This is a genomic window from Candidatus Omnitrophota bacterium (assembly GCA_040755155.1).
In the GTDB taxonomy this organism is placed as follows: Bacteria; Hinthialibacterota; Hinthialibacteria; order Hinthialibacterales; family Hinthialibacteraceae; genus JBFMBP01.
This window is the reverse complement of the sequence record JBFMBP010000032.1, coordinates 17537-31074: the sequence shown is the minus strand read 5'-3', so window position 1 is coordinate 31074 and position 13538 is coordinate 17537. Positions and strand designations below refer to the sequence as shown.

Here is a 13538-nt window from a genome sequence, read left to right as displayed (position 1 = left end):
TATTGAAATGGAGCATAACAAATGACGTCATTGATCCAGGATATCCGTTTCGGCTTGCGCATGTTAATCAAAAATAAGCGGCTGACATTGACGATTGCCGTTCTATTGGGAATTGGCATTGCTGCGAACACGGTCATTTTTAGTGTTATCAATGCCGTTCTGTTACGTCCACTGCCTTATAACGATGCCCATCGGCTCGTACGCGTTTACCAAACAAAAATCGAAGAGAACAATTCCAGAACCAGCGTTTCGTATCCCAATTTTGCCGATTTGTGTGATCAGAACCAAGTTTTCGAGGGATTCGCGGTCTACTATGGTGCGGAATGGCGTCAGGTGCGGACTGGCGACAGCATGGAGCGCATCAACGCCATTTACATTTCTTCCGATTTCTTCTCGACGTTGGGCGTCAAACCCATATTGGGACGTACTTTTCTTCCTGATGAACACCAACCGGGCGGGAAGCCTGTAGTGATTTTAAACCATGATTATTGGATGAATCGTTTTTCCTCCGATCCCAATATCCTTGGTCAATCCATCTTCATCGATAACCAGCCTTTTACAGTGGTAGGGATCACGCCGCCGAATTTTCGTTTTGAGTTTACTCGCCAAAACTCCTTGTGGATCCCCTTATCATGTCTTCCAGGAATGGATACGGTCAATCGCGGAAAAAGGTTTCTTGCAACCGTTGGACGCCTTAAGCCAGGGATTGCAAGAATACGGGCGCAAGAAGACCTGAATCTCATTGCCGAACATCTGGAGCAAGCTTATCCAGACTCAAATAAAGGAGTCCATTTTTCGGTACTATCTCTGAATGAGGTTTATGCCCGCCTCGCATTGGAGATCTTTCGAAAAGAACTATTTTTTGTTCTTCAGGCGATCGCCGGTTTGGTATTGCTTGTGGCCTGCATCAATGCTGCGAATTTATTGTTAGCCAAAGTCTCGTCGCGCCAAAAGGAAATCGCCATCCGCAGCGCAGTAGGCGCAGGGCGTTTGCGAATATTTCAACAACTACTCGTCGAGAGCGTTTTATTGGCCGGATTCGGAGGCGTTTTGGGCGTTTTTTTAACCGTTTGGAGCATAGATTCTCTTGTTCTGCTTAAACCCTACTATATACCCTGGTATGCGGACGTCGCTATCGATACTCGAGTTCTTTTATTCGCATTATTGATATCCCTAATGACAGGTTTGCTTTTTGGTTTAACGCCTGCGCTGGTTGGCGTGAAAACAAACCTAACGGAAACATTAAAAGAAGGAAGCCGAAGATTGAGCGGCGGATTTCGTTCCTATGGATTGCTCAATTATCTTGTTACATCGCAAATCGCGATAGCGTTCGTTCTGTTGATTGCAGCGGGATTGACGATTCATAGATATTTAGGTCTTCTGACGATCGATCCTGGATACGACCGGGAAAATGTCATCACGGCGAGGATTGAGTTGGATTGGTTAAAACCGCCCTATTCCCAGCCGCAACGTTGTCTGGCGTTTTTTCAGGAAGTCCAGGACCGCATCAAGAATCTGCCCGGAACGCAGGTGGTCAGCGCCGCCAATTCTTCTCCTCTTGGCGGAACGGGCAACATGAAGCCATGTAAGATCGATGGCTATACCAATACCACCTACAACGAGTTATCCGATTTTGATAAAAGTTTGCCCGACCGCGATCATTTTTGGATACCATATTGGGAACTCTTTCCCGATTATTTTCGCGCGTTAAAAACTCCGTTGATCCAAGGCAGGCATTTCACGGATCAGGATACTGCTGCCGCTTCGCCGGTGGTGATCATCAATCAATCAATGATGCGACGCTTTTGGCCAAATGAAAGTCCCATTGGACGCTACATCACATTCAGCGATCGTAAATCGAATAACAGTTCCAAGGATCAATCCAAATCGAGTAAGAAACCGACGTCTATTGCCCGCGAGATTGTCGGCGTAGTGGGTGATGTGAAACATATTGGGAGAGGTAAACCAGGTGATCCAGAAGTTTATATTCCCTACCTTCAATCGGGTTTTATTTTTGATATGACTCTGTTTATCCGAACGAATTTTGATCCAGGTTCCATGATATCTTCCATAAAAAAAGAGGTTGCAACTGTGGATAGCAATGTCGTGATCAACTCTATCAGAACCTTATACGAGCAGTTTTATAGTATGATCTCTCCTCAGCGTCTTACTATGATTTTCTTGGGCGTCCCCGCTTTAACGGCTTTGTTATTGGCATCGATCGGCATATACGGTTTGATCGCTTTTTTCGTCTCCCAACACACCCAGGAGATCGGAATCCGCATGGCCCTGGGCGCTACTAGAAACGAAATTATGAAAATGGTCGTCAGACAGGTAATGAAGCCCACTCTGATCGGTGTTGGGCTTGGTCTACTGGGTGCGTTTGCAATCACGCGCGTAATTTCAAACATGCTTTATGGAATAACACCGATGGATCCGATAACCTATTTTGTAGTTTTTGTGGTTTTGAACGGCGTCACGCTTCTAGCCTGTTACCTCCCCGCACGCCGCGCCGCGAGAGTCGATCCCATGACTGCGCTGCGGTGCGAGTAAATTTATTTTTGATAATGGAGCGTATATAAATGACATCGCTAATCCAAGACATCCGTTTCGGCTTTCGCATGTTGTTGAAGAATCCCAACGTTTCCATCTTTGCGGCGTTGGCGCTGGCGATTGGCATCGGAGCGAATACGGCGCTTTTCAGCTTGATTTACAGCGTTCTGCTCAGCCCGCTGCCTTTTCCGCAACCGGAAGAAATCATGTGGGTGCAAACCACATGGCGCGGCGGCGGTCAGGGCAACAGTTCCGGACCGGATTACCTCGACTGGGTGGAACAGAACACGGTCTTTCAAGAATTGTGCGCGATGCAGACGGATTGCAAATTCAGTTTGACCGGCATGGGCGAGCCGAAAGCCTTGCTCGGCATACGGGCGACGACGAATTTCTTCGACGCCATCGGCGGCACTCCCGCGTTGGGACGGGGATTTCTTCCTGAAGAATCGGAAGGGGGAAAAGAGCGAGTCGCGGTTTTGAGCGACCGGCTTTGGAAAAATCTTTTTGCTTCCGATCCCAATATTGTCGGCAAGAAGATCGCGTTGGGGGAAGAACCGTGGACGGTGATCGGCGTGGCGCCGCCAATGATGGGTTTTATCGAGGAGATGGCGCAACTTTTCGTTCCTTTCAAAAAGGAAGACCTCAACCGCAATCGCGGCAGCCATTCCTTGGGCATACTGGGCCGGTTGAAAGAAGGAGCTTCTCTCGACCAAGCGCAGGCGGAAATGAGTTTGATCGCCAACCGTTTGGAAGAGAAATACGTCGATTCCAACAAAAACAAAGGCGTCATTGTTCAACCGCTCAAAGAAATGCTGGTTCGAGAAATCAAGACGGCGTTTCTTATTCTCTATGGCGCAGTCGGTTTTCTGCTATTGATCGCCTGCGTCAACGTCGCCAACCTGTTATTGGCCAAGGCTGGTTCCCGCAGTAAAGAGATCGCCATCCGCACGGCGTTGGGCGCGGGGCGATGGCGCATCTTCCGCCAGGCGCTGACCGAGAGCGTAGTGTTGTCGCTTTTCGGCGGATGTCTGGGATTGATGTTCGCATTATGGGGATTGGATGCGCTGCGCTTTATCGCTCCTCGCGGCGTGGAAACGGGAGGCGTGGGCATTCCAGGCTTCGATGAAATTGGCATCGATCCCGCGATCATGGGATTCACGCTAGTTCTCTCCTTGATGACGGGTCTCTTGTTCGGAGTGGTTCCCGCCTGGCAGATTTCCAAATCGAAAATCAACGAGATACTAAAGGAAGGCGGACGCGGATCGTCTTCCGGTTCGTCCCGTCATCGCATCCTCGGCGGCTTAGTCATTGCGGAAATCGCTTTGGCTTTGATTCTCCTGATGGGAGCGGGACTCCTGATCGCGAGCTTCTACAATCTGCAAAACGCCACGCTCGGCTTCGATCCGAATCATGTCCTGGCCGCGCAAATCGAACGTCCCTCCACTCCCATGAATCAAGACTGGCGAAGCCGCGCCCGTTTTTTCAATCGGATCGTCGAGCGCATCGCCGCGCTTCCCGGCGTCGAATCGGCCGCTGCGATCAACATGCATCCATTGACGCCGTATAACTCCAATAACAGTTTCATCATCGAAGGACGTCCGCGGCCGGTTGGCGAATTCATTACGGCGGAATATCGCACGATTACTCCCGATTATTTCAAGACAATGAACATCCCATTGATTAAAGGGCGCTTTTTCACCGATGACGATAAAGAAAACAACAAAATCGTGACGATTGTCAACGAAGAGTTCGTGCGTCGATTTCTGCCCAAAGAAGAGCCTATTGGAATGCGCATCGAGCAAGGCGGCCAATTGAAAGAAATCGTCGGCGTCGTGGGCGACGTGAAATTGCGCTCCTTAAACGATGAAGTCTTTACTCCCTTCACGTATATTCCCGTTAATCAAGACAGCTGGTTGATGATGACCCTCGTGGCGCGGGTGAAGGGCGAACCCCTTGCCCTCGCGTCCGCCTTGCGCCGGGAAATTTGGGACGCCGATCCCAATCAGCCGATTTTATGGATTCGGACAATGAACCAGATCGTCGGCGCTTCCGTCTCCGTTCAGCGTTTTTGCATGATTCTCTTATCCGCTATGGCGGGCGTGGCGCTGCTTCTTGCCATTATAGGGATATACGGCGTGATGGCTTTTTCCGTTCAAGAGCGTACTCACGAAATCGGCATCCGCATGGCGTTGGGAGCGCAAGTTCCCGATATTTTAAAAATGATCGTAAAAAAGGGATTTTTCTTGACATGCGTTGGATTGACCATCGGCCTCGCGGGAGGATTCGCCGCCACCCGATTGATGAGAGGAATGCTCTATCGAATCGACGCCGCCGATCCCTTAACTTACATTTTCGCGGCGATCGTTCTTCTCTTGGTCGCTATGCTAGCCTGCTACATTCCCGCCCGCAAAGCGGCCAAGACCGATCCGATGGTAACGCTGCGATGCGAATAAGGCAGTAACGAGTGATGAATGATGAATGATGAATGGGGCGCCCCAAAGACTGAAAATAAGATGGGTCGCGTTTTTTGACCCATCGGTTGTTAAGCGATATAAAAATCGATACGTCGAACGGTGTGACCTATCTTACGATTTGCTTAAGAAAATATAAAACGCCCTACGAAGAAAATTGATTGACAATTGCCAATAAAATCGAAATCGATTTATCGAATAAATGCGCATCGGAGCCATTATTATGAAGACAAAAATTCTCGTCGCTTGTCACTTGTCGCTCGTCACTGTCTTTCAAGACTTGCGCTATGGCCTGCGGATGTTCGTCAAGAATCCCGGCTTCGCGATTGTAGCCGTTTCGATTCTCGCGCTGGGCATTGGAATCAATACGGCGATTTTCAGCGTACTCAACGCCGTCTTGCTGCGTTCCCTGCCTGTGCCCAATCCGCACGAACTACGGTCGATCAACTGGATGGGGCGCAATCCTGAAATGAATCATTACATGGGCGCCGGGATGGGAGAGACCTCTACGGGAATGAGATATGCGGGATCGTTTCCCTATCCAGCCTATCGCAGTTTTCGCGAACGCGGAGCCGGTTTTGCGGAGGTTTTCGCCTATTTCCCTCTTTATAGCATGACTCTCCACACGCGTAACGAATCGTCCGTAACCGAAGGAATGATGGTTTCAGGCAATTTTTTTACCGGGTACGGGAGGCGTACCTTGATCGGCCGAACGATTACGCCTGAAGACGACCGGATCGGAGCTGCCCCCGTGGTTGTGATTACCTATCGGTGGTGGGAACAACATTTCGATCTCGATCCCACCGCGTTGGGGCAGACAATGCAGATCAACAAAAATCCATTCACTATCATTGGCGTTCTACCTAAAGATTTTGTAGGACTCATACCGGGCGATCCGACCGAATTTTATGTTCCGCTCTCCACCCAGCCTCAATTAACCGCGAATTTTCCCTTGGAATCCACCATTCACTGGTGGATTCAGATCATGGCTCGGCTCGCGCCGGACGCGAACGAATCGCAGGCTCAAGCCTCTTTAGAGGTTCTCTTCCGGCAGATATTAGCCGTATCGACCACGAAAATGGAACAGCCGAGTATCATGCTGGAAGACGGAAGCCGCGGGCCATTAATTCAACGCCAAAGCATGGCTCAACCCCTATGGGCGCTTCTGGCCGTCGTCGGATTGGTTCTTCTGATCACCTGCGCCAATATCGCCAGCCTCCTGCTCGTGCGCGGCGTCTCCCGGCAGCACGAAATGGCGATTCGCACCGCGATCGGCGCGGGACGCTGGCGTCTCATCCGGCAATCGCTGACCGAAAGTCTGCTTCTTTCGTTGACCGGCGCCGCCGTTGGATTGATCTTCGCCGAGTGGAGCAAATCGGCTTTGTTGGGATTTTTTATTAGTTATATGGATAACCTTCATATCGATGCGAGAACCGACGCCAATGTATTGGCATTCACTCTCGGACTCTCCGTTTTTACGGCAGTTTTATCCGGTTTGCTACCTGCGTTTCGTGTTTCCCGCGTCAATCCCGCCGCCGGATTGAAAGATCGAGCGGCCATGGTTTCGCCGCGTCTTCGATTGGGAAAACTGTTGGTATCCGCCCAGGTGGGTCTCTCACTGCTGCTTGTTGTGGGCGCTGGACTGATGATACGGAGTTTCGCTAATCTCAGTTCTGTCGATCCCGGTTTTAATCCAAAAAATTTGCTTTTATTCCGTTTGGATGCCGGGCAATCGGGATACGACGACCAAAAATCGATGGAGTTTTTTGGGAACGTGCGGCAATCGGTGGCTGCCATTCCCGGCGTTCAATCGGTGGCTCTCTCCGATCTGGCATTGCTCAGCGGCGGAATGTCGGCCACCAGCGTTACTCTTCCAGGGAATTCTGAAACTCCCGATGCTTCGTATCAGACGAATCGGTTATTCGTGAGCGATTCTTTTTTTTCAACTCTGGGTATGAACCTCGTGCTCGGACGCGATTTCAATCCAAACGATTCACAAACCGAGTCTCTGGTTGCGATCGTGAACGAGATGTTTGTGAATTCATTCCTGCCGGGCGTCAATCCGATCGGGCAGGCTGTTAAATCCGGTTCGACGGAATACCGGATTGTGGGAGTTTGCAGCGACGCCAAATACCAAAATCTGAGGGATAAAACACCTGCAACCATGTACCTGGCTTACCAACAGAAATCGAGGAAAGCCGGCGCGATGTTTTTTGAAGTGCGATCGGTGTTGCCGCCGCTTTCATTGGTTCCCGCCATTCGCAAGATTGTGTCCGTGATCGATCCCACCATTCCAATCACACAGATTAGTACTCAGCAACAAAATCTTGAGAGATCCATCGTTCAGGAGCGCTTATTCGCTTCCTTATGTGGTTTTTTGGCAGTACTGGCGATGTTGCTCTCTTGTATTGGCCTTTACGGTCTGATGGCCTACACCGTGAAACGACGCACCATCGAGATTGGAATCCGCATGGCGCTCGGCGCTCGTCCGCGCGACGTGGCGATGCCCATTGTTCGCGAAGCCTTTTGGCTGGCCTTCCTGGGCGTCATTGTTTGCATACCCGTTGCGTATGGCTTGGCGCATCTCATCCGCAGCTTCCTTTACGGTATTGAGCCTTACGATCCCGCAACGCTGATAGGAGGCGCAGCGCTATTTCTTGTCGTCGCGATTCTCTCGGCGTGGATTCCCGCCCGCCGCGCAGCGAGAGTCGATCCGATGACGGCGATGCGATGCGAGTAAGGCAAAAACAAATGACGAGCGGCAACAACGGGCAATTAGGAGATTAGATAATGAATGCTTTTCTTCAAGATATTAGATTCGGATTCCGCGTATTGACAAAGAATCTCGTCTTTACATCCGTGGCGGTTTTGTCGTTAGCATTGGGCATCGGTGCCAGCACGGCGGTTTTCTCGCTGGTGAACGCCGTTCTGCTAAGTTCGCTGCCAGTTCCTAATCCGCAGGAATTGCGCGTCATTAAATGGTCCGGCGCCGATCCAAAGTTCGGCAATTTTTCGGGATGCTGGCTGGATGATGGTCCCAATCGCCATAAAGCCGATTCCGTTTCCTATCCCGTTTATATCAATCTTAGAGAACAGTGCGCCGAACAGGCGGAAATTTTCGGTTATGCTGAGTTGGGAAACATCACAGTCCGCGCCCGGCGCGAGGCGTTTAGTTCCGAGGGATTGATGGTATCGGATAACTTTTTCTCCGGACTGCAAGCGCGTCCGCTCATAGGGCGATTATTCGAGCCGGGAGAAAAATCCGCAGACGAAGGAAATGGAGTTGTTATTACTTATTCGTGGTGGGAGCGGCAATTCGACCTCGATCCCAACGCGCTCGGCCAATCCGTCACACTGAATGGACAGCCATTTACTGTCATAGGCATCCTTCCGCAAGGTTTTCCCGGAATAGAAACCGGCGGCAAGACGGAATTCTACGTCCCAATGGACGCCGCTTCGAATCCCCTATCCGGTTGGAGGTCAAAGGAATCCCAAGACTGGTGGGTGCATCTCATGGCGCGAAAGAAATCCGGCGTCAGCGATACGCAGTTGCAAGCGGCGTTCGACGCCGCCTTCGCCCATGCGACGGAAGATATCATAAAAGATACTAAGGTCCTTATTGACAATGGCCGCGCTGGTCCATCATTTCAACGCGATTTCTACCGCAAGCCATTGATGGTTCTTTTCGGCGTAGTCAGTTTAGTACTCCTAGCCGCTTGCGCCAACATTGCGGGACTATCGATAGCGCGGGGCGCCGCTCGGACGCATGAGTTCGCCATACGCGCCGCTATCGGCGCCAAGCGTTGGCGGCTCGTCCGGCAAACGCTTACGGAAAGCCTGTTGCTTTCGCTGCTCGGCGCTGGTCTTGGCGTTCTGTTGGCTCTTTGGGGAAGAGACGCGATCTCCCGTCTATTGGCAGGTTCGCCGAATGGATTGCATTACGACGCGCCTCTTGATCTCAACGTATTGGGATTCGCGTTAGCGGCGACTTTTGCGACGGCTATGTTGACGGGTTTGCTTCCCGCCTTGCAAGCGGCGTTGGCGCATCCGATGGATAGCCTTAAAAACCGCGCCGCTCTTGGTTCCTCGCGATTGCGGACGGGACGGCTGCTAATCGTCGCGCAAGTTGCCATTTCTTTGCTGTTATTGGCTGGAGCGGGGCTTTATGTCCGGACGATCATCAATCTTGTTCGCATCGATCCGGGATTCAATGCGGAGAATTTGCTGCTATTGCAAGTCAGTCCCGGCAGCGCCGGTTACCAGGGCGCACAGACTGCGTCTTACTTCGAAAAAGCGCAGGAATCCTTGGCGGCGATTCCCGGCGCGCGCTCGGCGGCGATTACGCAATTCGCTATGTTGGGCGGTTGGATGACCGGCGGCAATTTCTTTACCCTGCCTGACCATCCCGCGAAAGACGGATCAGAACCTAAAGCCCATAAGCTCTGTATAAGCGAATCGTTTTTCGCCGCTATGGGCATCCCTTTACGGATTGGACGAGAGTTCACCGCCGCCGACAGCGATGGCGCACCCAAAGTTGTAATCGTTAACGAAACTTTTGTCCATAAGTACCTGCCTGACGCATACCCCATCGGGCAGATTCTCAGAGTAAACGACAATACCGACTGGCGGATTGTGGGCGTATGCGGCGACGCCAAATATACGGACATTAAGGGAGAGGTTCCGCCAACCGTTTATTTCACGTTTCGTCAAAACAGTATTCGCGAAGGTTTTTTCGCGGTGAGAACGGCGCTGCCGCCAGCGGCGATGATGAGCGCCGCGCGCCGCGCGTTGGGCGCAATCGATCCCAATGTTCCTATTATCAAAATGACGACGCAACTCGCGGTGCGCGACGAAAAGATCGCGCAGGAATGGATGTTCGCCATTTTGTGCAGTTCGCTTGCGCTCTTGGCGGTGTTGCTGTCGTGCATCGGATTATACGGTTTGATGGCTTACAATGTAGCGCGCCGCACTAGCGAAATCGGCATCCGCATGGCGCTGGGCGCGACTCGCTGGCGCATCGTGCGGCCTATTCTGCGCGACGCCTTGTCAATGACGGCGGCTGGCTTGTTTGTTGGAGGACTCGGCGCCTTGGCCGCCGCGCGCTTGATTCGCAGCCAGTTGTACGGCGTGGATCCTTACGATCCCTTTACGTTAGCATCCGCCGCGATTTCTCTTCTCGCCCTCGCCGCCCTCGCCGCGTGGATTCCCGCCCGCCGCGCCGCCAAGATCGAACCCATGTCAGCGTTGCGCTGCGAATAATCCGAGTTTTTTTTTATTAGAAGACAAGAAGATTCTCTTTATTCAATATCTAAACAAGGAATTCATCATGAATCTTATTAACAATAAGCGTTGTTTTTGTTCCTTCGTAATTGTTGTCTCTCTTTTCATCGCTTTGTCGGCTTTGCAAGGCTGCATGACCTCCCTGATCCGCGAAACGGGGCCGGAACATCAAGCCATGTTGAATGTAGACGCCAATAAAATCGAAAGCGTTTCTCTCGAATCGTTTTCTCAAGATAAGCCGATAACGATCGAGGAGGGAACCCGGCGGCAAAAAGAGGAAGCGATGGAGAGGGAATCGCAGAGCGCGATTGTGGAATTAAGCTTGGCGGACGTGCGCGCGGCGGCTCTGGCCAACAATCTGGATTTGAAAGTGGAACTGGTCAATCCTTCGCTAGCGCGGGAAAAGTGGATGGAAGAACGCGCCAAGTTCGAAGCGGCGTTCTCTGGCGGCGTTCAATATTCCGATTCCCAATCGCCCGCTTCTTCACAATTGGAGGGATCGAAATCCACGATGCTGCAATATGAACTTGGCATCCGCCAGCCGCTGCCCACAGGCGGTAAAATCGAGATCGGCCAACCCAGCGGGCGTTACGAAACGAATAACCAATACAGCCTATTGAATCCCGCTTTCGAAACGGATCTGCAATTCTCTCTGAGTCAGCCCTTGCTGCGCAATGCGGGCTTGAGAGCTAATACCCATTCGATTCGAGTGGCGCGTCTGCAAGAAAAAATGGCCGACGCCCAAACCAAGTTGCAGGCGATCCGCATTCTCGCCGAAGCGGACCGCGCCTATTGGAAAGTGTTTGGCGCATCCCAGGCCTTGCAAGTCAGCCAGCAGCAATATCAAATCGCTCTGCGGCAGTTGGACGAAGCCAAAATGCGCGTCAAATCCAAGGCGGCGCCGCAAGTGGAAATTACGCGCGCCGAGTCGGGCGCGGCGGCGCGCCTGGAAAGCATCATTCTGGCGCTTACCAATCTCCGCTTGGTGGAGCGCGATTTGAAACGGATCATGAACCGGGCCAACCTGCCGATGGACGCAACGGCGGGAATCATGCCCATGACGAATCCCTCGCCTCTAGGGCTGAAGTTGAGCGCTGCGCAGTTGTCTCAATACGCCGTGCAAAACCGAATGGAAATGCTGGAAACGGAACTGCAATTGGCGATGGACGAAAGTACGATTCAGTACGCCAAAAACGCGCGCTTGCCCAATTTTATTTTCGATTATCAATACAATATCAACGGCTTGGGGGGAAACTTCGGCGCTTCCTATAAACAAATGCGCAACGCCGATTTCGCCGATTGGTCCGTGGCTTTGACCGGCGAGATTCCCCTCGGCAATAAAGCCGCCCATGCGCGGCTGCGGCAGGCATTATTGGCGAAAGTTCAACGCCTGGCGACGAAGGAACTGCGCCGCCAAGCCATCGAGCAGGAAGTCTACAACGCCATCGATCTCCTGGAACAGAACTGGCAGCGCATTCTCGCTTCGCGGCAGGAAGCGTTGTTCGCTGCGCGCACCTATGAAGCGGAGCGCAAGCAATTCGAACTAGGCGTCAGAACAAGCACCGACGTCCTTTTCGCCGCCGAACGGTTGGCCTTGGCTCAGGAACGCGAGATCCAGTCCCTCATCGACTACCAGATCGCCCAGGTAGACATCGCCTACGCGACGGGGACGCTTTTAGGCGAAGCGGGCGTCCAATGGCAACCGGCGGAATTGTAATCCATTCGTTTCTCAAAAGCGAAAGACATCGAACAAATTCAAATAAACCTAATCCTTTACGCTCTCCTCTTGGCGAGTAAAACGGCTCGTCCCAGCCCGTGTTTCCGTTTATTCCCTATAAATTGATGGGATCGATTAAGAGCGGAAAAACTTTCCCTAAGCCCCCTCTATGCAAATTTTGGGCAACATGGCAGGAATTATTTATCGAAAAAATCAGGTGAATATCTCTTTGCTAAGCAAGGTGCATGAAATATTGTATAAAAAGCGGCAATTTTTTTTCTATCCCTGAAAATTGAGATATGATAAAATTAAGCAAGATTTTGTGGAATTTTTCTGAAACGGCGGGAAGAACGGAAATTGGAAGAATGAACGATTCTACGAAGAAAGAGTCTAAGAAAGAGGAAACTCAGCCGGTCGTCAGTTCTCTTTCTATACGTTCCAAGTTTTCGTTGGAAGAAATCAATAAAATGCTGGGCGATATCGACGCCGTCATCTCCAATCTCAAGGCGGAAATGCAGGGCATCGATCCGGAAGATATGATTAAGACCGTGCGCGGGGGGCGCGTGGTTTGGATCACGAAAGAAGAAATGAATACGATTCTGGCCAAGCAACGAAAATTGACGGGCGTCAAGTACGTCAAACGCAGCGCGCGGGGCGAGGATAGCCTTTCGTCGGAAATCAACCGCCGGGTGGAAGCCTGCCGGGCGTTGATCAACGCCGTGCGCAAAGCGGCGCCGGAAGAGAGCGCCGAATTGTCCAACCGGATGCGGGAGTTGGAAGCCATGCACAATCAATCGCTGAGTCACGCCAAGGAAGTCCGCTTGCTGGAGACGGCGATCCATAGAAAAAAGATGGAAGATCCGATTCTGAAGGAGATGGAAAACGCCAACGCCGAAATGTTGGACGCCTTCAACAAAAACGAATTGGCGGAAGTAGACGTTTGCCAATCGTTTTGCGACCGGCACATGGAGGAATATCTCGCCAAACAGAAGCGGATCGAACCCTACGTCAAAAAAGCAAAAGAATGCCGCCTGGCTTTTTTGCAGACCAAGCAGGCGCTTTTCCAATTTCAGTTTGGCATGATCGAAAAGGGAAAAGAGATGCTGACCCGCCATATCGAAGAGATCGTCTACCATGACAAGGAAAGCGTTTTTTCCCCCAGTCTCGCAAAAATGGCGCAGGATTTGGGAAATCTACTGGAAGAGAGCCGTTCCTGTTTTCTGGCCTTGGCGGAATATCCTTTGGAGGAATTGGAGAACCAAAAAGAGGCGTTTAACGATGCCGATAAGCGTTTTCTTGCGCCCCTCTTCAATCAAATCGTCGATTTTGTGGAGTTGTTCAAACAAGCGTGGTCGCAATGCGTCGAAAAGAAAGGCGCGGATTTGGGAAAGATGTTAACAGTGGAGTCAGCGGTAGATGGATCGGCGAAAGTCGAGACAACGGAAATCGAGACAGCGGAAGACGAGTCGGCCATGAAACGCATGGTTTACCAGGAACAAAAAGAGCAGGAATCGTAA

6 protein-coding genes are annotated in these 13538 nt (G+C 51.5%); all 6 read left to right on the top strand.

Annotation, left to right across the window (positions count from 1 at the left end; all coding sequences use genetic code 11):
• The first annotated feature begins 21 nt into the window (after positions 1–21).
• The 6 genes from AB1656_03790 (at position 22) to AB1656_03765 (ending at position 13538) form a co-directional block, all read left to right on the top strand.
• Positions 22–2553, top strand: coding sequence for an ABC transporter permease (locus tag AB1656_03790; protein ID MEW6234485.1), 2532 nt, complete (start codon positions 22–24; stop codon positions 2551–2553).
• Between the two features lie 29 nt (positions 2554–2582).
• On the top strand, positions 2583–5006 hold the full coding sequence (locus AB1656_03785) for an ABC transporter permease (GenBank protein MEW6234484.1): 2424 nt from the start codon (positions 2583–2585) through the stop codon (positions 5004–5006).
• A gap of 241 nt (positions 5007–5247) precedes the next feature.
• On the top strand, positions 5248–7764 hold the full coding sequence (locus AB1656_03780; GenBank protein ID MEW6234483.1) for an ABC transporter permease: 2517 nt from the start codon (positions 5248–5250) through the stop codon (positions 7762–7764).
• A gap of 50 nt (positions 7765–7814) precedes the next feature.
• The gene (locus AB1656_03775) at positions 7815–10283 is read left to right on the top strand and encodes an ABC transporter permease (GenBank protein MEW6234482.1); all 2469 of its coding nucleotides are present in this window, start codon (positions 7815–7817) and stop codon (positions 10281–10283) included.
• A gap of 67 nt (positions 10284–10350) precedes the next feature.
• On the top strand, positions 10351–12021 hold the full coding sequence (locus tag AB1656_03770) for a TolC family protein (GenBank protein ID MEW6234481.1): 1671 nt from the start codon (positions 10351–10353) through the stop codon (positions 12019–12021).
• 365 nt (positions 12022–12386) lie between these two features.
• Positions 12387–13538: a hypothetical protein gene (locus AB1656_03765; protein ID MEW6234480.1), complete on the top strand. Its 1152-nt coding sequence runs from the start codon at positions 12387–12389 to the stop codon at positions 13536–13538.

What these genes read in the sequence shown, in the direction of transcription:
- AB1656_03790 (MEW6234485.1), top strand. Translation starts at nt 22, where the DNA reads ATGACGTCATTGATCCAGGATATCCGTTTCGGCTTGCGCATGTTAATC.
- AB1656_03785 (MEW6234484.1), top strand. Translation starts at nt 2,583, where the DNA reads ATGACATCGCTAATCCAAGACATCCGTTTCGGCTTTCGCATGTTGTTG.
- AB1656_03780 (MEW6234483.1), top strand. Translation starts at nt 5,248, where the DNA reads ATGAAGACAAAAATTCTCGTCGCTTGTCACTTGTCGCTCGTCACTGTC.
- AB1656_03775 (MEW6234482.1), top strand. Translation starts at nt 7,815, where the DNA reads ATGAATGCTTTTCTTCAAGATATTAGATTCGGATTCCGCGTATTGACA.
- AB1656_03770 (MEW6234481.1), top strand. Translation starts at nt 10,351, where the DNA reads ATGAATCTTATTAACAATAAGCGTTGTTTTTGTTCCTTCGTAATTGTT.
- AB1656_03765 (MEW6234480.1), top strand. Translation starts at nt 12,387, where the DNA reads ATGAACGATTCTACGAAGAAAGAGTCTAAGAAAGAGGAAACTCAGCCG.